This window comes from Janthinobacterium sp. 35, from assembly GCF_002754575.1.
Classification (GTDB): Bacteria; Pseudomonadota; Gammaproteobacteria; order Burkholderiales; family Burkholderiaceae_D; genus Janthinobacterium; species Janthinobacterium tructae.
Window position 1 is genome coordinate 1,179,420 of the sequence record NZ_PEFN01000001.1, and the last position, 17,735, is coordinate 1,197,154.

General features: G+C 64.5%; 16 protein-coding genes. 12 read left to right on the forward strand and 4 right to left on the reverse strand.

The features are described from left to right. Window position 1: 1 nt before the first annotated feature. Window positions 2–2,290: a M1 family metallopeptidase gene (locus CLU93_RS28150; RefSeq protein ID WP_218968325.1), complete on the forward strand. Its 2,289-nt coding sequence runs from the start codon at window positions 2–4 to the stop codon at window positions 2,288–2,290. Continuing rightward, window positions 2,287–3,171, forward strand: coding sequence for a hypothetical protein (locus CLU93_RS05310; protein ID WP_099760270.1), 885 nt, complete (start codon window positions 2,287–2,289; stop codon window positions 3,169–3,171). The genes CLU93_RS28150 and CLU93_RS05310 overlap by 4 nt, the downstream gene beginning before the upstream one ends. On the opposite strand, the gene CLU93_RS05315 is transcribed toward CLU93_RS05310, so the two are convergent. After that, window positions 3,172–4,062, reverse strand: coding sequence for a LysR family transcriptional regulator (locus tag CLU93_RS05315; protein WP_099764250.1), 891 nt, complete (start codon window positions 4,060–4,062; stop codon window positions 3,172–3,174). Window positions 4,063–4,174: 112 nt separating this feature from the next. Here CLU93_RS05315 and CLU93_RS05320 point away from each other — a divergent pair, with 112 nt between their 5' ends. Continuing rightward, a complete protein-coding gene (locus CLU93_RS05320; RefSeq protein ID WP_099760271.1) occupies window positions 4,175–4,990 on the forward strand; it encodes a DODA-type extradiol aromatic ring-opening family dioxygenase in 816 nt (271 codons plus the stop codon). Between the two features lie 98 nt (window positions 4,991–5,088). On the opposite strand, the gene ylqF is transcribed toward CLU93_RS05320, so the two are convergent. Beyond that, on the reverse strand, window positions 5,089–6,009 hold the full coding sequence (gene ylqF / locus CLU93_RS05325; protein WP_243420398.1) for a ribosome biogenesis GTPase YlqF: 921 nt from the start codon (window positions 6,007–6,009) through the stop codon (window positions 5,089–5,091). 227 nt (window positions 6,010–6,236) lie between these two features. Between ylqF and CLU93_RS05330 the strand changes: the two genes are divergently transcribed. Beyond that, complete coding sequence (locus CLU93_RS05330; RefSeq protein ID WP_143451699.1) at window positions 6,237–7,034, forward strand: hypothetical protein; 798 nt, start codon at window positions 6,237–6,239, stop codon at window positions 7,032–7,034. Window positions 7,035–7,193: 159 nt separating this feature from the next. Beyond that, window positions 7,194–7,520 (forward strand): hypothetical protein, encoded by a 327-nt coding sequence (locus CLU93_RS05335; protein ID WP_099760274.1) that lies wholly within the window; start codon window positions 7,194–7,196, stop codon window positions 7,518–7,520. A gap of 12 nt (window positions 7,521–7,532) precedes the next feature. On the opposite strand, the gene CLU93_RS05340 is transcribed toward CLU93_RS05335, so the two are convergent. Beyond that, window positions 7,533–8,459, reverse strand: a complete 927-nt coding sequence (locus CLU93_RS05340) for a histone deacetylase family protein (protein WP_099760275.1) — start codon at window positions 8,457–8,459, stop codon at window positions 7,533–7,535. A gap of 244 nt (window positions 8,460–8,703) precedes the next feature. On the opposite strand from CLU93_RS05340, the gene CLU93_RS05345 reads away from it, so the two are divergent. The 5 genes from CLU93_RS05345 (at window position 8,704) to CLU93_RS05365 (ending at window position 14,595) form a co-directional block, all read left to right on the forward strand. After that, on the forward strand, window positions 8,704–9,612 hold the full coding sequence (locus tag CLU93_RS05345) for an AAA family ATPase (protein ID WP_099760276.1): 909 nt from the start codon (window positions 8,704–8,706) through the stop codon (window positions 9,610–9,612). A gap of 5 nt (window positions 9,613–9,617) precedes the next feature. After that, complete coding sequence (locus CLU93_RS05350) at window positions 9,618–10,646, forward strand: DUF58 domain-containing protein (protein ID WP_099760277.1); 1,029 nt, start codon at window positions 9,618–9,620, stop codon at window positions 10,644–10,646. Further along, entirely contained in the window at window positions 10,643–12,670 is a 2,028-nt protein-coding gene (locus tag CLU93_RS05355; protein ID WP_099760278.1) for a transglutaminase TgpA family protein, read from the forward strand. Before CLU93_RS05350 ends, CLU93_RS05355 begins: the two co-directional genes overlap by 4 nt. 8 nt (window positions 12,671–12,678) lie before the next feature. Beyond that, complete coding sequence (gene mltB, locus CLU93_RS05360; protein WP_099760279.1) at window positions 12,679–13,824, forward strand: lytic murein transglycosylase B; 1,146 nt, start codon at window positions 12,679–12,681, stop codon at window positions 13,822–13,824. Between the two features lie 438 nt (window positions 13,825–14,262). Next, window positions 14,263–14,595, forward strand: coding sequence for a hypothetical protein (locus CLU93_RS05365; protein ID WP_034751784.1), 333 nt, complete (start codon window positions 14,263–14,265; stop codon window positions 14,593–14,595). Window positions 14,596–14,695: 100 nt separating this feature from the next. Here CLU93_RS05365 and cysM read toward each other — a convergent pair whose 3' ends face one another. Further along, window positions 14,696–15,598 (reverse strand): cysteine synthase CysM, encoded by a 903-nt coding sequence (gene cysM / locus CLU93_RS05370; protein ID WP_099760280.1) that lies wholly within the window; start codon window positions 15,596–15,598, stop codon window positions 14,696–14,698. 59 nt (window positions 15,599–15,657) lie between these two features. On the opposite strand from cysM, the gene CLU93_RS28520 reads away from it, so the two are divergent. Beyond that, window positions 15,658–15,792, forward strand: coding sequence for a hypothetical protein (locus tag CLU93_RS28520; RefSeq protein ID WP_257224890.1), 135 nt, complete (start codon window positions 15,658–15,660; stop codon window positions 15,790–15,792). Between the two features lie 54 nt (window positions 15,793–15,846). Next, complete coding sequence (locus tag CLU93_RS05375; RefSeq protein ID WP_099760281.1) at window positions 15,847–17,610, forward strand: FAD-dependent oxidoreductase; 1,764 nt, start codon at window positions 15,847–15,849, stop codon at window positions 17,608–17,610. Window positions 17,611–17,735: the final 125 nt, after the last annotated feature.

The following is a 17,735-nucleotide window of genomic DNA, read 5'->3' on the forward strand; positions in this document are numbered from 1 at the left end:
CATGGAAAGTCGTAGCACAACGCGCCAGGGGCCGCCAAGTCCCCGCGGCACGCGCCGCAGCATTGGTTTTTTCCCCATCTCGGGCAAGCTCAAAGCCCTCTCCATCGCCGCCCTGCTGCTGGCCGGCCTCGCCCTGCAGGCCGAGCTGTTCGCGCAGCCGGGACAAGGCAAGCCGGCCGGCGCGCCCTTGCCGCTGGCGCCGTCCGCCGACGGCATCGCTCTGGCGTCGCCGAACGCGTCGGCCGTCAGCACGCCCAGCACCAGCAACGCCTGGGGCGGCGCGCGCACGGGCAAGCAAGCGACCCTGTCGGACCGCGTGGTCGACTACCAGATCGAAGCGACGCTCGATCCCGTCAAGCACACGATCGACGGCCAGCAGAAACTGCGCTGGCGCAACCGCAGCGCGCAAGCCGTCAGCAGCGTCTACCTGCATCTGTACCTGAACGCGTTCGAAGGCGAACATTCGACCTTCTTTACCGAGAAGCGCAAGCTCGACACGGGCTTTCGCTCGGGCGTCGACACGCGCGACGGCGAATGGGGCTACATCGAACTGCGCGGCATGACGCAGAACGGCGCCAAGGCGCCCTGGCATTTCGTCCAGCCCGACAACGGCCCGGCCACCGACCGCACCGTCGTGCGCGTCGACTTGCCGCAGGCCGTCGCGCCGGGCGCCGAGACGACACTCGACATCCGCTTCTTCGACCAGCTGCCGCGCGTGATAGCGCGCACCGGCTATTTCGGCAGCTTCCACCTGGTGGGCCAGTGGTTCCCGAAGATCGCGGTGCTGGAACTGCCCGGCGAACGGGGCGCCACCGCGCCGCGCTGGAACGCGCATGAATTCCACCTCAATTCGGAGTTCTACGCCGATTTCGGCAACTATGACGTGAAGCTGACCGTGCCCAAGGAATACACGGTGGGTGCCACGGGAGAATTGCAGGGCGCGCCGCAGGAAAAGAACGGCATGCTCACGCATCACTATGTGCAGGGCGACGTGCACGATTTTGCCTGGACGGCCGACAAGCGCAGCGCCCAGCCACTGACGGGCAGCTGGAGCGGCCCTGGCAGCCCGCCGGTGGCCATCAAGGTGCTATACCCGCCCGAATATGCATCGAACGCGGCGCCCGCGCTGCAGGCGGCGAAGGACTCGCTCACGTATTTCTCGCGCACCCTGGGCCCGTATCCGTACAAAACCCTGACGGTGGTGATTCCGCCGTTTAACGCGGCCGAAGCGGGCGGCATGGAATATCCGACCTTCATCACGGCCTCGAGCTACGCCAACCTGCAGCCGAAGACCATACCCGAATTCGGCCTCGACTTCGTCACCATCCATGAATTCGGCCATGGCTATTTCTATGGCATCCTGGCCTCGAACGAATTCGAGGAACCGCTGCTCGACGAAGGCTTGAACGAGTACTGGGACCAGCGCATGCTGCGCGCGCGCGGCCAGCACATCCACGCCACCACGCCCCTGCTCAAGCGCCTGGGCTTCGATCCCGTCTTCAAGGTCTTCGAATTCGAGCGCATGGCCGCGCCGCGCCAGGATGCGGCCGACCCGCTGGGCCAGAACGCGTGGGACCGCCTGCAAGGCGTGGGCCCCGTCTATAGCCGCACGGCCATCACCATGCGCGACCTGGAAGCGCGCATCGGCAGCGAAGCCATGGAACGGGGCTTCAAGGCCTATTACGAACAGTGGAAATTCCGCCATCCGAGCGTGGCCGACCTGCGCGAAACGCTGGCCGAGGCAACGGGCCAGCGCCGCATCGTGGAGCAGGTCTTCGCGCAGCAAGTGTATGCCAGCGCGAATATCGACGATCGCATCGGCACCTTCACCAGCGAAGAGCAGACGCCGCTGGCCGGCACGGCGCTGGTGAACGGCAAGCGCGTGGAACAAACGGCCGAAGCGCTGGAAAAAGAGGAGAAAAAAGTGCGCGAGGCGTGGGACCAGGCGCACCCGGACGCCAAACCCGGCACCGGGCCGTATCCGTATCTCACCAGCGTGGTCCTGCGCCGCCGCGGCGCGCCCGTGCCGCAGGTGCTGCTGGTGAAGTTCGCCGACGGCACGTCCGAACGCGTGGTGTGGGACAACGAACAGCTGTGGCAGCGCTACACCTGGAGCAAGCCCGTGAAGGCCGTCTCGGCCGAACTGGACCCCGACCGCGTGCACTACCTCGACGTCAACAAGCTCGATGACGGCCGCACCCTGAAAGCCGATACCTCGGCCTCGCGGCGCTGGAGCTTCGACCTTGCCGCCGTCTTCCAATACCTCCTTTCCCTGATTGCCATCGTATGAGCGCCACTTCCACGACACGGGCCAACGGCCTGACCCTGACCACGCGCGCCAGCCGCGCCGCCCTGCAATGGCGCTTGCTGCTGCTGTGGGCAGGCCTGCTGCTGATCCCCGCCATCCTTGCCGTCATTCCCCTCTGGCGCACCCTGGGCGCCAGCCTCGATAACGCCGTGCATGCGGCAACCCTGGCGCACAAGCTCGACCTGATGACCCTGGCCGACCTGGTGGCCAATACGGGACGCAACGGGGCCGCCATCAGCCAGGCCGCCATCACGGGCATCGTGCTGGCCCTGCTGCTGTCGCCGCTGCTGAGCGGCCTGGTGGTGACGGCCGCACGTGCGCCGGCGCCGCTCGGCTTCGGCCCCCTGCTGACGGGCGCCTTCAGCGAATACGGCCGCATGCTGCGCATGCTGTTGTGGAGCATCGTGCCGCTGGGCGTGGCGCTGGCGATCGGCGCCGGCGCGCTGAAACTGGCCGACAAGCAGGCGGCGAAAGCCATCCTGGAAGCCGACGCAGACCTGGCCCGCCACCTGGCCTTGCTGCTCACGGGCGTGCTGTTCCTGCTGGCCTGCGCCACGCTCGACGCCGGTCGCGCGGCGCTGGCCGTCGACCGTCGCCGCACCTCGGCCGTCAAGGCTTGGTGGCGGGGCCTGGGCATGCTGCGCCGGCGTCCGCTGGCCAGCCTGGCCATCTACCTCGTCATCACCTTGCTGGGACTGGCGCTGTATGCGCTGCTGGGCGTGGCGCGCCTGAACCTGGCCGCACCCGGTCCGCTGGCCATCGTTGCCGGCTTCCTGGTGACGCAGCTGGCGGCGCTGGTGCTGGCGTGGATGCGCAGCGCGCGCCTGTTCGCGCTGATCGACGTCAAGCGCTCGCTGGCGTAATCAAGTCCCCAGGCGCCCTTCGTCGGCGAGGAAGTCGATGAAGGTGCGCACTTTCGAGGACAGGTAGCGGCGGCTCGTGTAGACGGCGTACACCTTGCCGCCCGCCAACTGGTAGCCGTCGAAGAGGCGCACCAGCCGCCCCGCCGCCAGGTCCGCATCCGTTTGCCACGATGGCAGCAGGGCGATGCCCATGCCGTCGAGCGCGGCCGCGTGCAGCAGGCTCTCGTTATTGCATTGCAGGACGGGCGAAAACTTCACCGTCTCGCGCCCCTGCGGCCCGTCGAAATCGAGTTCATTGCCGTTTGCCAGCAAGGAATAGCTGATCATGGCGTGCTGCGCCAGGTCTTGCGGCAGCTGCGGGTGGCCCGCGCGCGCCAGGTAGGCGGGTGCGGCCACCAGGTGAAAGGCGATACTCCCGATGGGCCGCGCGATCAGGGCCAGCGACGGCGCCTGACTCACGCGCAGGGCCAGGTCGAAACCCTCTTCCACCAGGTTGACGACTCTTCCGCTCAGGTCGATGTCGAACGACACTTCCGGGAAACGTTCGCGGTAGGCGGCCAGGGTGCGCGTGAAGATGGCGTTGGCGAACCAGACGGGCGCGCTCAGGCGCAACATGCCGCGCGGCACCACTGTCGTGCGGCCCACGGTCGCTTCCACTTCATCGAGATTATCGAGCATGTCGCGGCACTGTTCGAAGTACACCTTGCCGATTTCCGTCAGGCTCAGGTGGCGGCTGCTGCGGTTCAGCAGGCGCGCGCCCAGGTGGCGTTCCAGGTGCATCACGTGCTTGCTGACCATGGCCGGCGACAGATCGAGGCGCTCGCTGGCGCGCACGAAACTGTCCAGCTCCACCACGGCGCGAAACACGCGCATGCTGCGCAAAGTATCCATGACCATCCCATCATCAACAAAATGGAAATGATATATCAATAATTGCGATCTTGATCAACTGACCGCGCATGACTATCATCGATAGCATCAGTCATTCCACTCTGGAGCCGCCATGCAAGAGCACACTTTCCCCACCTATTTCCTGTCGCACGGCGGCGGCCCGTGGCCGTTCATGAAAGAGCAGTTCGGCGGGCGCTACGACGTGCTGGAAGCATCGTTGCAGGATATCCCGCGCCAGCTCGGCGCGCGTCCCAAGGCCGTGCTGGTGGTCACGGCGCACTGGGAAGGGCCGCAGTTCCTCGTTTCGGCCAGTCCGCAGCCGGGCATGATCTACGATTATTCGGGCTTTCCGCCGCATACCTACCAGATCCAGTACCCGGCACCGGGCGCGCCGGCACTGGCGGCGCAGGTAAAACAGTTGCTCGATGCGGCCGGCCACGCGGCGCGCCTGGACCACGAGCGGGGCTTCGACCACGGCACCTTCAGCGCCCTGTTTCCCATCTACCCGCAGGCGGACGTGCCGCTGGTGCAGCTGTCGCTGAAACACGGCTACGATCCGCTCACGCACATCGAGGTGGGCCGCGCGCTGGCCAGCTTGCGCCGGCAAGGCGTGCTGATCGTCGGCAGCGGCTTGTCTTACCATAACCTGCGCCAGTTCGGCCAGGCGGGCGCCGTCGCCTCGCAGCAGTTCGATGCCTGGCTGCGCCAGACGTTGGCCTTGCCGCCAGAACAAAGGCTGGAGCAATTGCTGGCCTGGGACCAGGCGCCCGGTGCGCGCCAGGCCCATCCGCAGGAAGACCATCTGCTGCCGTTGATGGTGGCGCTCGGTGCGGCCGAGCAGGAAGCGGCGCACGTGGTGTACCACGAGGAGGATTTTTTTGGGGCGCTGGCCGTGACGAGTTTTAGGTTTGGCCAGGCAGCAACATAAACCCGCACTGCGAAAATGCTGGGGTCGGACCCTGAGGGTCCGACCCCAGTCGTCGCTATTGGGTTAAACAAAGCCGCTAACAAGCGGCTTTTAGTTCATTACGTCCCGCGCTTGCCCCGCGCCGCATTTTTTGCTTTTTCGGCGGCAATCGCTGCCGCTATGGCCGCTTTTTCCGCCATCTCGGCCGCGTGCTGGGCCATCAAGGCCGCGCGCGTGTCCGGCGTTTCCAGCGAGATACGACCGAGGATACCGCTGCGGTAGTCGAGCAGCAAGGTATGCGAGGCTTTCTCGAAATCGTAATCGCCGCCCTTGATGCGGAAACCGCGCTTGGCGGCGATACCTTCGACCACGCCGATGGCGTCGACTTCATCGACCTTGGTGCCATAGCGCGCCGCCAGCAAGGCCGGATAGCGCTTGAGCAATTCCTCGGCCAGGAACACGGCCACTTCTTCTTCGATCAGCGCGTTCGAGCCGATGGCGTGGCTGGCGGCGAGCATCAGGCCATCGCTGGGGATGGCGATCTTCGGCCACAGCATGCCAGGCGTGTCGACCAGGATGGTGTTCTTGTCCAGGTACAGCTTTTGCTGCATTTTCGTCACGGCCGGCTCGTCGCCCACCTTGGCCACGCGCTTTTTCAGCAGCGCGTTCATCAGGGTCGACTTGCCCACGTTGGGGATGCCCATGATCATGATGCGCAGCGGTTTCGTTGGCACGCCGCGGTGCGGCGCCAGCGATTTGGCCAGGTCAGGGATGCGCGCCACGTCGCCCGGCTTCTTGGTCGTCATCGCGTACGCGGTCACGCCTTCCTGGGCATTGAAATAGGCGACCCAGGCGGCCGTGGCGGCAGGATCGGCCAGGTCGGTCTTGTTGAGGATCTTCAGGCAAGGGCGCTGGCGGAACAGGCGCAACTCGTCCACCATGGGATTGCAACTGGCTGCCGGCAGGCGCGCGTCCACCACTTCAATCACCAGGTCGGTGTTTTCCATGGTCTCGGCCGCTTTCTTGCGGGCCGCGTTCATGTGTCCTGGGTACCATTGTATCGCCATGCTCTTGCCTTCAGTTCGTTCAGTCAATCCGCTATTTTACGTGGTTGCCGCCACGACGTCGCATTTTCCGCCGCCAGCACCAGCCGTGCGACGCGAACGAGACAATTGGTGATAATTTGGCAGTTACTTGAATGATAATATCGGCAGTCCATCCAGCCTGGCCGGCTTCCCCATTGCACGCTCAACCTGATACGCATTCCATGCATCTTTCCCGTTTTTTCCTCCTCGCCCCCCTCTGCGCCTGCCTGCTGCCCGCCATGGCCCAGGAACCAATGGCGGCGCCAGGCGACCCAGTGAACCAGGAAATGCAGCAGGTTGTCGACGTGCAAGGCACGCGCGATCCCGACTTGCGCCCCTACCGCACCATGCTCAAGGGACTCGACGCGTATGCCGACCACCAGCGCCTGGCGCCGGGCGCGCCGCTGCGCTTCATGCTGGTCCCCGCCACACCCCAGGCCAGGCTCGATGGCGTGACCTTGCACCTGTCGGCCGACAACCTGTCGATCCCCGTGCCGCTGGCGGCGGATGGCGGCTTCACCTTGACGCGCGACAAGACGGCCTACGATGCGAATGCCGACCTGGTCAGCAACAAGAAGCGCGACACCCTGCGCTGGCGCGCCGACATCCACACGCCGGGACTGCCCGCGAACGTGCGCCGCCTGGGCGACTTGCGCCTGGAATGCGAAATCCGCTGGGCCGTCGAACAGGACCAGTTGCCGTTTATGCGGCGCAACCTGTTCCGCTTGGCGGGCGGACCGTGCCACTCGTCGCTGATCCACGTGCTGTATCCCGTACCGCGCAACCTCGCCGCCGTGCAGGCGCGCTCGGGCGAGCGCGCGCTGGAGATCCGCGTCACGCAAGACCGCCAGCGCTACGTGCCGCCGCTGCATGACGCAAGCTGGGACGACAATACCCTGCTGACCCTCACGTATGCCGACGACGGCCACATGGCCGAAGCCGCCCCCGCTGCGCCCTTGAAGGCAGTACAACGCCAGTGATACGCCCCGGGAAGCCGTGCCAGATATTTCCGCAAGGATTTTTATATTTACTGCAAGCAATAAAAAAGTATGCTCTAATATCGCCTCTTAAATGAAAAGCAATTATTTCCAGGCTGGCTCCGCCAGGTGCAGGGAGATACGCGATGGGGATAGGTCGATATGATGATGGAACACACTGGCATGGCGCCCAAGCGCATGCCGCGCAATGACTGGAAGAAGGAATGCCGGCAGTTGCAGGGGCAAGTGGCGCAGCTGGAAGAGCGCCTGAAACGCCAGAGCGCCGACAGCTATGGCTTGCAAATGCTGTATGACCAATTGGTCAATGAAATCAAGCACCACCGCGACATGCTCCAGCTCGACAGCTTCGACGCGGAGAAATCATCGCTCGTCTACACGCAAGCCTGGCGCCGCTTCATGGCCGGCGACGCGCTCGACTACCAGACCCATCGCCACACCAATTCCAGCAGCCGTCCCAGCTTGCTGTAGTTCGCTGCAGCGTTACAGCTCCGCCAGCGCCTTCACGTGCGCCGCCACGCTGCGGCCCAGCGACGACAGGTTGTAGCCCCCTTCGAGGCAGCTGACGATGCGGCCCTTGCCATACTGATTGGCCACGGCCATCATTTGCTGCGTCAGCCACGTGTAGTCAGCCTCCACCAGGCCCATGCCGCCCACATCGTCTTCGCGGTGGGCATCGAAACCGGCGGAAATGAAAATCATCTGCGGCTGCTGCCGGTGCAGCGCGGGCAGCCAGTGGTCAAGCACCAGCTGGCGCACGGCATCGCCCTTCGAGCGGGCCGGCACGGGCACGTTGACGCGCGTATCCGTATAGGACTCGACATCGCTGTACGGATAAAACGGGTGCTGGAAAAAACTCACCATCAGGATGCGTGGATCATTTGCCACGGATTCGGCCGTGCCATTGCCATGATGTACGTCAAAGTCGACGATGGCGACTCGGTCAAGGCCGCGCACGTCGAGCGCATGCTTGGCGGCGATGGCGACATTGTTGAACAGGCAGAAACCCATCGGCTCGCTGGGCCGCGCATGGTGGCCGGGCGGTCGGATCGCGCAAAAGGCGTTGCTGATCTCGCCATCGATAACGGCGTCCGTGGCAGTCACGGCCGAGCCAGCGGCGGCCAGGGCCGCCTCATAGCTGTGCGCGTTGAGCAAGGTGTCGCCGTCGAGCGGATAGTAGTCGCCCTCGGCCGGCACATTGTCGCGCACCAGGCCGATGGCCGTGGCACTGTGGTTGCGCTCGATGTCGGACAATTGCGCACGCACGCCGTCGCGGTGCTCGACCAGGTCGCTGATATGCGCGAGGATCAATTGATCGTTGATGGCCTGCAAGCGGGCCGGCGATTCAGGATGCCAGTCGCCCATTTCATGGCGCTGGCAATCGGGATGGGTATAAATGGCTGTGCTCATGCGCTGTACTGGTTACCTCTGTCTCTGCTCTCTATCCATACCGGGAACGCGCGCCGGAATCACTGCAGAGCATTCCTGCCTGCCTGGCGCGTTCTCGCATAAAATCACTGGCTGGTCTGTGCTGCCCTTGCCGCCTTTGCTGTGACTCTAATCTACCACGAGCGCGCAACTGGCGGGCGCCGCCGTTTGACCTGGCCAAAGCGATTGTAAATTAAATAATCCGTTGTATTGTGATAGAAATAACATGTTTTCGAAAATACACCAGGCCGCACAGCAAATCGGCGAAGTTCTCGTCGGCAAACACTTGCAGATCCGCCAGACCCTCGCCTGCGTGCTGGCGGGCGGCCACCTGCTGATCGAAGACGTGCCCGGCGTAGGCAAGACCACGCTGGCGCATGCGCTGGCCATCTCGCTGGGCCTGCAATGGAAGCGCCAGCAATTTACCAGCGACCTGCTGCCTGCCGACGTGGCCGGCATGAGCGTGTATGACCGCGCCAGCGCCAGTTTCATTTTTCATCCAGGCCCCCTGTTTACCCAGGTGCTGCTGGCCGACGAGATCAACCGCGCCACGCCAAAGACGCAATCGGGCTTGCTGGAAGCGATGGAAGAGCGGCAAGTAACGCTCGATGGCGTCACGCACGCGCTGCCGCAGCCGTTTTTCGTCATCGCCACGCAAAACTGTGCACACCAGCTGGGTACTTTCCCCTTGCCCGAATCGCAACTCGACCGTTTTCTCATGTGCGTCACCTTGGGCTACCCCGATGCGGCCGCCGAACGGGCGCTGCTGCTGGGCGCCGACCGCCGCGCCATGCTGCAAACCTTGCCGGCCGTGATGAACGCGGAAGAATTGCTGCAGGCGCAAGCGGGCTTGCGCGCCATCCACGCCTCACCCGCCGTGGTCGACTACGTGCTGGCCCTCGTGCACGCTACCCGCGCGCCGGGCGTGTTTGCCGACGGCCTCAGCCCGCGCGCCGCGCTGGCCCTGTTGCAGGCGGCGCGCGCCTGGGCCGCCCTGGCCGGACGCGACCACGTGACGCCCGACGATGTGCAAGCCGTGCTGCTGCCTGTCTGCGCCCACCGCCTGCATGCGGCGCAAGGCTCCGTGGACAGCCGCGCGCTGCTGCAGCATCTGCTGTTGAGCATCCCCGTCTGAGCGGCATGCGCTGGCGCACTATTCCATGGCTACCGACGCGCCCCTGGCTGGGCGCGCAGCGCGTGCACATCCGCCCCTCGCGTGCGGGCCTGGCGTTTGCCGCGCTGCTGCTGGCACTATGGATCGCCGCCGTCAATTACGGCCTGGGCCTGGGCTATGCGCTCACGTATTTCGCGGCCGCCTGCGCCATCGCCGACATGCTGTTTAGCAGCCGCAACCTGGCGGGCCTGGCGCTGGCCGCCGCGCCGGGCAAGCCCGTGTTTGCAGGCAGCCACGCCTTGTTCACCTTGCGCCTGATCAACCGCAGCCGCCGCCCGCGCCATGCGATCCACTTGGCCGTCAGCGGTTCGCCAGCGGCACCCGGCCTGGCCGATATCGCCGCCCACGGCGAAACGGCCGTCAGCATCGGCATGCCAACCCGACAACGGGGGTGGCTGAATGCGCCAGCCGTGCGCCTGTCCGGCAGTTTTCCGCTGGGCTTGTTTGTTGCTTGGTGCCATTGGCAGCCCGAGGCGCGCGTGCTCGTATATCCACAGCCCGAGCAAGATGCGCCTCCACTGCCGTGGCCGGCCGGCACAATACAGCAGGCACGCCAGCCAGGCTGGCCAGACTCACCAGACTTGCCCGGCGGCGCCCTGGAACTGGCCGGCGTGCGCGCCTACCAGCCGGGCGATCCCTTGCAGCGCCTGGCCTGGCGCCAGATCGCCCGCCATGATGGCGAGCATTTATTCAGCAAGCAATTCCAGCCTGGCGCCGACGCACCAAAGGACGCAGCGCATGGCACGCATGGCAAGCTTATGCTCGACTACGCCACCCTGCACGCGCTGGCGCCGGAAGCGCGCCTGTCGCGCCTGGCCGCCTGGGTGCTGCAGGCGGAAAGCACGGGCTCGCCATATGGCTTGCGCCTGGGTGTGCTGACCCTGGCACCGGCCCTGGGTACCGGCCAGCGCGACGCCTGCCTGCGCGCACTGGCCCTGCATGGTTCGCCGCACGATTTGCCGCACAATTTGCCGCCAGCGCAGGCGATGCCATGAAGGCCTGGCTGAGCGGCATGCCGCGCGAGAAGGCCGACATTGTGCTGCTGTTGCTGGCCGCCGCCATGGTGCTCGCGCCCCACGCGCTGCACCTGCCCCCATGGCTGTCGGTAGCGACAGCCGCACCGCTGCTGTGGCGCGCAGTCATTACCGTGCGGGGCCGGCGCCAACCGCCGCTCGCCGTGCTGGCGCCGCTGGCCCTGCTGGGCATCGCCGGCGTGTACGCCAGCTATGGCACGCTGCTGGGACGCGATCCCGGCGTGGCCATGCTGGCCCTGCTGCTAGCCTTGAAGTCGCTGGAAATGCATGGCCGGCGCGACATCTTCGTGCTCGTCTTCCTCAGTTTCTTTTTGCTACTGGCAAACTTTTTCCATACGCAAAGCATCCTCAGCGCCGCCTGGATGCTGGCCACCGTCGTCGTGCTGCTGGCGGCCCTGCTGTCGGCCCAGTACGGCACGCTGCAGCCACGCCTGGCGCAACGGTTAAATTTGCTGGGGCGCATGCTGGCGCTGGCCCTTCCCCTGGCGGCCGTACTGTTTCTTGCCGTGCCGCGCCCCGGCGCTCCCCTGTGGGGCGCGCCGCACGAGGGCGCGCAGGCGCGCACAGGCTTGTCCGACAGCATGCAGCCGGGCGCCATCGCCTCGCTGGCCGTATCCAACGAGCCCGTCTTCACGGCCCGCTTTTCCACGCCGCTCCCGCCGCAAGACCAGCTGTACTGGCGCGGCGTGGTGCTGGGCGACTACGATGGCGCCACCTGGACGCGCAGGGGCGCTGGCCGGCGCGCACCCGCCAGCGACAGCCGCATCGACATCGCGCTGGAAGGGCCACCCAGCCACTACGAAGTGACCTTGCCAGCGAGCGGCCAGCGGCGCATCTTCGCGCTCGACGTGCCGCGCAGTATTGAACGCCTGCCTGGTAACCCTTATGTCGTGTCGTCTGCGCTGGAAGTGCTGACCATACAGCCCATTACTTCGACCGTGCATTACCGCGTCAGTTCCCAAGCCCGCTACCGCTTGCAGGCAAGCTTGTCGCCAGCACAACAACAGCCATGGCTGGCCTTGCCCGCTGGCAGCAACCCGCGCAGCATCGCCTGGGCCCGCGCACTGCGCGGCAGCGGCGCGCAGGCGCTGGCGCCCGCCGCCGCCATCGCCGCCGTCCTCACGCACTTCCGCCACGCGCCCTTCCGCTACACCCTGCAGCCACCGCTGCTGGGCAAGCATAGCGTCGACGACTTCCTGTTTACCACGCAGGCGGGCTTTTGCGAGCACTACGCGGGCAGCTTCGTCGTGCTGATGCGCGCCATGGGCATTCCCGCGCGCGTCGTCACGGGCTACCAGGGCGGCACACGCGACGGTGCCGACGGCAGCCCCAGCCTGACTGTGCGCCAGTCCGACGCCCATGCCTGGAGCGAAGTGTGGCTGGCGGGCCGGGGCTGGGTGCGCGTCGATCCCACCAGCGCCGTCGCGCCCCTTCGCACGCAGCGCAACCTCGATGCCGCCCTGCCAGCGGCCGCGTCGCCGCTGACGGCCTGGCGCGCGCTGGCCGGCCTCGATGGCGGCGCGACAGGGGCACTTGCCGCATGGCGCCAGCAATGGCAGCAGGCCGAGCACGCCTGGAGCAGCTGGGTGCTCGACACCACGCCGCAACGCCAGCGCGCCATGCTCGATCGCTTGAAAAACCTGCCGGCGACGACCCTGGCACTCGCTTGCGCCGCGCTGGCCCTGCTGTCCGCCGCAGCTGGTGCACTGGTCTGGTGGCGGCAGGCGCGGCAAGGCGATCCGCTCGACGCCCTGTACCTGCAGTTTTGCCACCAGCAAGCGCGACGCGGCTACAGCCGTGCGCCGCATGAAGGGCCGCACGGTTATGCTGCGCGCCTGGCCGCAGGCAAGGCCACACAAGAGGCGCACGCCGCCATCGCACAGTTTCTGGCAATCTATGCCACGATGAAGTATGGTAATGCCAACCCAAACGAACAATCCCGCGCGCGGCGCAGCTTGCGCCACCTGTTAACCCAATGCCGATGAGACGCTCCTTGTTACCGATCAAAACCTCCGCCCTGTGCCTGCTCCTCTCCCTTCCCCTGTGCCTGTCCACCGCGCACGCTGGCGAAAACAGCAACATTTCCGCCGCTGACCGCGCCCGTGCCGTGCGCGCGGCCAAGGCCCCGCCCGCCAAGGCGACGGCCAAAAAAGCACCGGCGAAATTCGACTTCGAAGGCGAGTTTGTCGACTATGCCAACTGGAAAGAAGTGCGTGCCTTCCTCGACGAGATGTCCGCCAAGCATGGTTTTGACCGCGCCGAACTCGATACCCTGATCGGCAAGGTGCGCTATGTCGAGTCGACCGTGCAGCTGATGAAACCGGCGCCGCCGGGCAAGCCGAAGAACTGGCAAGCCTACAGCGCCCGCTTCATCGAGCCGGTGCGTATCAATGCGGGCGTGAAATTCTGGGAAGCGAACGCGGAAGCGCTGGCGCGCGCCGAACGCGACTATGGCGTGCCGGCCGAAATCATCGTCGGCATCATCGGCGTGGAAACCGTGTACGGACGCAACACGGGCCGTTTCCGCGTGCTCGACGCGCTGACGACCCTGGCGTTTTCCTATCCGGAAAGCCCGACGCGCGCCGCACGCATGGAATTTTTCAAGGGCGAACTGGAAAACGCGCTGCTGTACGCGCGCAAGGATGGCATCGATCCCTTGACCCTGCTCGGCTCGTATGCGGGCGCCATCGGCCTGCCCCAGTTCATGCCCAGCAGCATCATGAAATTCGCGGTGGACTTCGATGGCGATAGCCACATCGACTTGCGCAATTCCACCGCCGACGCCATCGGCAGCGTGGCGCATTTCCTCGTCGAACACGGCTGGCGGCGCGATGACCCGGCCATCAGCACGTATCGCGTCACCGTCTCGTCCAGCCACGCCTGGGAAAAGTTCATCGGCCAGGGCTTGCAAGCCAAGTACCGGCTGGAGGAATTGCAGGAAGCCGGCGTGAGTACCGTCACAGCCACGCCCCAGAACATGTTGTTCGGCCTGATTGATCTGCAAAATGGTTCAGAAGCAACTGAGTATCACTTGGCAAGCAATAACTTCTTTGCTATAACTCAGTACAACAGAAGTTATTTTTATGCCATGTCAGTCATCGACTTGGGCAAAGCCATCAGCCAAGTGCGCGCACGCTAACCGAAAGTCAGTGTAAAGTTATAATATTACTTGTAAGAAAGCGTAAGCGATGTTGAAGCGACCAGCAAACAGGTCTATGGTGGGGCCGATAACATGTGCCAGCCTCGCTCGCCAGCCTTTGTGCGGCACGGAATACAGAAATGGTTTTATACTTAACTTTTGTCAAAGTACAATTTTTGTTCTATCATAGAGCATAATAAAGAATAAATAGCTGTTGCAGCATGACAACACTTTTTTTATCCAAAGCAAGATTACAGAGCTTTCCGGCCTGAAATGGAATCCTGCTGTACAATTGTGTATATATCATGAAAAACTGTATCCCGGATCGTACCGTGTGTGAATTTGTTCCTTTTAGTAAAGAATGAACATGAACGCAGCAAGAGCGAGCTCCGAGTGTTTTTTACTTTGCAGTGCAACTACAGAAGGAACATTAACATCATGACAAACCAAGTCGGCATTGATATGAACAGCGATTCGGACTCCGACGATCTGCTCCAGTACAACCCAAACAGATTGCTCGATACCCTGATCGAAAACCTGCGCCTGAAAAACGACGCAGCCTTGTCCCGCGCGCTGGAAGTGGCGCCACCGGTCATCAGCAAAATCCGCCACCACCGCCTGCCTGTCGGCGCATCGCTGCTGATCCGCATGCACGAAGTGAGCGACCTGAGCATCCGTGACCTGCGTTACCTGATGGGTGACCGTCGTAACAAATTCCGCATCAGCGACAAGCAATTCAAGCCAAAAGAAGGCGAAACGCCACAAGGCTGATCCTGCCAGTTTCGCAGGTTTTCCCTCCCCGCCATGGGGAGGGGGTATTTCCAGCAGTTCTCAGGCCGTTCTGGCCGATTTTATTTTCCCGTATCAACTATCAAGCAGGAAACACACCGGTGGACAGATAGCGGTCGCCGCGGTCGCAGACGACAAATACGATCGTCGCATTTTCCACCGTTTGCGAGATGCGCAGCGCGATTTCGCAGGCGCCGGCTGCCGAGATGCCGCAGAACAAGCCTTCTTCCGCCGCCAGACTGCGCGCCATGCGCTCGGCCACGCCCTGGCTCACGTATTCCACCTGGTCCACGCGCGACTTGTCGTAAATTTTCGGCAAGTACGCTTCCGGCCATTTGCGGATGCCGGGAATCTGCGATCCTTCCTCGGGCTGGGCGCCGATAATCTGGATGGCGGGATTCTGTTCCTTCAAATAGCGCGACACGCCCATGATGGTGCCCGTCGTGCCCATGGCGCTGACGAAATGCGTGACCTGGCCATGCGTATCGCGCCAGATTTCCGGCCCCGTGCTTTCGTAGTGGGCGCGCGAATTGTCTTCGTTGGCGAACTGGTCGAGGATGATGCCACGGCCATCCTTCTGCATCTGCTCGGCCAGGTCGCGCGCATATTCCATGCCGCCCGTCTTCGGCGTGAGCAGGATGTCGGCGCCGTAGGCGGCCATGCTCTGGCGGCGCTCCACGCTGAGATTGTCTGGCATCAAGAGCAGCATCTTGTAGCCGCGCAAGGCGGCGGCCATGGCCAGCGCGATGCCCGTATTGCCGCTGGTGGCCTCGATCAGGGTATCACCCGGCTTGATGACGCCGCGCTCTTCAGCGCGCTTGAGCATGGACATGGCGGCGCGGTCCTTCACGGAGCCGGCCGGGTTGTTGCCTTCCAGCTTGCCGAGGATGACGTTGTTGCGCGCAATCGCATCGGCGCCCGGCAAGCGCGTCAGTTGCACCAGCGGGGTGTTGCCTATCGTATCTTCAAGTGTCTTGTAAGCCATCGTGTCTGTTTAAGTAATTTCAACAAAGACCCATTCTAATATGAGATGCTGGACGGCGTATGGCTAAAAACCGCCGCCCCGCCAGGCTGCCCCCGCTGCGCCCGCCCACGCGCCAGGCCGCATGGCGCCTGGCGTTGCGCCATGCCAGGGCGGCCGCGCGCGGTGCGCCAGCGGGCCGCGCGCGCATGCGCTAGACTCGTGACGGTTAGTTATTTTAGTAATTTGCTTATTCAATCAATGGATCAGTCATGAGCAGCAGCGCACCCGAATTCATCCCCGAAACCACGCAGGACGATCCCGTCCAGGCCAGCAGCCTCGACATCCAGGGCCGCATGCACCAGATTTCCCCCGTCTTCAGCGAAGCCGAACTGCGCCGCCTGCAACGCTATGGCAAGGTCTGCCGCTACGCGGATGGCGCCACCCTGTTCGAGGCGGGCAACAGCAGCTTCGGCATGCTGGTCATCCTGGCGGGCCATGTCGCCGTCACGCGCCATGAGGGACTGGGCCGCACCTCGCTGATGCGAGAAGTCGGCCCCGGCCACTTCATCGCCGAAGTGGCGCAGCTGTCGGGCCGCCCCGCCCTCGTCAATGGCCATGCCGTGGGCGACGTGGAGGTGCTCGTCATCAGCTCGGAATCGCTGCGCGCGCTGATCGTGGCGGAAGCGGAAATGGGCGAGCGCATCGTGCGCGCCCTGATCCTGCGCCGCGTGGCCCTGATCGAAGTCAATTCAGGCGGCCCCGTGCTGGTGGGGCCGCGTGGCAATGGCAATCTGTTCCACCTGCAAAGTTTTCTATCGAGCAATGGCCACCCGCACACGGTGCTGGACCCGGCCAACGATGCGGCTGCCGCCGCGCTGGCCGAACGCTACCAGCCCACGCCGCAGGAATGGCCCTTGGTCGTCTGTCCCGATGGCAAGGTCATGAAAAATCCCGGCAATGCGGAACTGGGACGCTGTCTGGGCATGTTGCCTGATTTGTCAGGCGACAAGATCTTCGACGTGCTGGTGGTGGGCGCCGGCCCCGCCGGCCTGGCCACGGCCGTGTATGCGGCATCCGAAGGGCTATCGGTCCTGGTGCTGGAACAGCGCGCGTATGGCGGCCAGGCGGGCGCCAGCGCGCGCATCGAAAATTACCTGGGCTTTCCCACCGGCATTTCCGGCCGCGCCCTGGCGGGACGCGCCTATGTGCAGGCGCAAAAGTTCGGCGTCGAAATCGCCACCCCGGCCAGCGCCGCCAACTTGCTGTGCGACAGCTGGCCCCTGCGCGTCAAGCTGTGCGACGGTACCCAGGTGCGCGCCCGCACGGTGGTGCTGTCGTGCGGCGCGCGCTATCGCCGCCCCTCGCTGGCGAACCTGAAAACGTATGAAGGACGGGGCGTGTATTACTGGGCCTCGCCCATCGAAGCCAAGCTGTGCAAGCAGGAAGAGATCATTTTAGTGGGCGGTGGCAATTCGGCCGGCCAGGCGGCCGTGTTTCTCTCCGGCCACGCGGCCAACGTCCACATGGTGATCCGCGGCGCAGGGCTGGCGGCCAGCATGTCGAGCTACCTGATCGAGCGCATCGCCGCCACGCCCAACATCACCTTGCACACGCACACGGAAATCATCGCCCTCGAAGGCGACGACGATGGCTTGACGGGCGCCCGCTGGCACAACAAGCAGACGGGTGAAGAATGCGATTGCGCCGTGCGCCGCGTGTTTCTCTTCGTCGGCGCCGATCCGAACACGGACTGGCTGCACGACTGTGCCGTGGCCGTCGACGAACAGGGTTTCATTCGCACGGGCTTCGACGTCACGCGCGCCGAATGCCGCGCCCATGGCCACGGCCATACCGTGTCTCCAGCGGACTTGCCCGAGCGCGCCGCGCTGGAAACGAGCGTGCCCGGCGTCTTCGCCATCGGCGACGTGCGCGCCGGCTCGACCAAGCGCGTGGCGGCCGCCGTCGGTGAAGGCGCGGCGGTCGTGTCGCAAATTCACGGTTTTCTGGCGCGCCTGCCGGCTGGCTCCGCCTGAAAATCGTGCATTGTGGAAACTGCTACAATCGGCTGTTGCCATCCCGCTGAAAGAGTCCGCATGCTCCACACCACCAGGCTTTTCTCGCGCTGCAGCCTGCCCGCGGTCCGCTGACAGTGCGCCAC

Excerpts from the sequence above, each read along its gene's own strand:
- CLU93_RS05375 (WP_099760281.1), top strand. The coding sequence starts at position 15,847 with ATGAGCAGCAGCGCACCCGAATTCATCCCCGAAACCACGCAGGACGAT.
- CLU93_RS05310 (WP_099760270.1), top strand. The coding sequence starts at position 2,287 with ATGAGCGCCACTTCCACGACACGGGCCAACGGCCTGACCCTGACCACG.
- CLU93_RS05340 (WP_099760275.1), bottom strand. The coding sequence starts at position 8,459 with ATGAGCACAGCCATTTATACCCATCCCGATTGCCAGCGCCATGAAATG.
- ylqF (WP_243420398.1), bottom strand. The coding sequence starts at position 6,009 with ATGAACGCGGCCCGCAAGAAAGCGGCCGAGACCATGGAAAACACCGAC.
- cysM (WP_099760280.1), bottom strand. The coding sequence starts at position 15,598 with ATGGCTTACAAGACACTTGAAGATACGATAGGCAACACCCCGCTGGTG.
- CLU93_RS05330 (WP_143451699.1), top strand. The coding sequence starts at position 6,237 with ATGCATCTTTCCCGTTTTTTCCTCCTCGCCCCCCTCTGCGCCTGCCTG.
- CLU93_RS05320 (WP_099760271.1), top strand. The coding sequence starts at position 4,175 with ATGCAAGAGCACACTTTCCCCACCTATTTCCTGTCGCACGGCGGCGGC.
- CLU93_RS05345 (WP_099760276.1), top strand. The coding sequence starts at position 8,704 with ATGTTTTCGAAAATACACCAGGCCGCACAGCAAATCGGCGAAGTTCTC.
- CLU93_RS28520 (WP_257224890.1), top strand. The coding sequence starts at position 15,658 with ATGGCTAAAAACCGCCGCCCCGCCAGGCTGCCCCCGCTGCGCCCGCCC.
- CLU93_RS28150 (WP_218968325.1), top strand. The coding sequence starts at position 2 with ATGGAAAGTCGTAGCACAACGCGCCAGGGGCCGCCAAGTCCCCGCGGC.
- CLU93_RS05350 (WP_099760277.1), top strand. The coding sequence starts at position 9,618 with ATGCGCTGGCGCACTATTCCATGGCTACCGACGCGCCCCTGGCTGGGC.
- CLU93_RS05315 (WP_099764250.1), bottom strand. The coding sequence starts at position 4,062 with ATGGATACTTTGCGCAGCATGCGCGTGTTTCGCGCCGTGGTGGAGCTG.
- CLU93_RS05355 (WP_099760278.1), top strand. The coding sequence starts at position 10,643 with ATGAAGGCCTGGCTGAGCGGCATGCCGCGCGAGAAGGCCGACATTGTG.
- CLU93_RS05335 (WP_099760274.1), top strand. The coding sequence starts at position 7,194 with ATGATGATGGAACACACTGGCATGGCGCCCAAGCGCATGCCGCGCAAT.
- CLU93_RS05365 (WP_034751784.1), top strand. The coding sequence starts at position 14,263 with ATGACAAACCAAGTCGGCATTGATATGAACAGCGATTCGGACTCCGAC.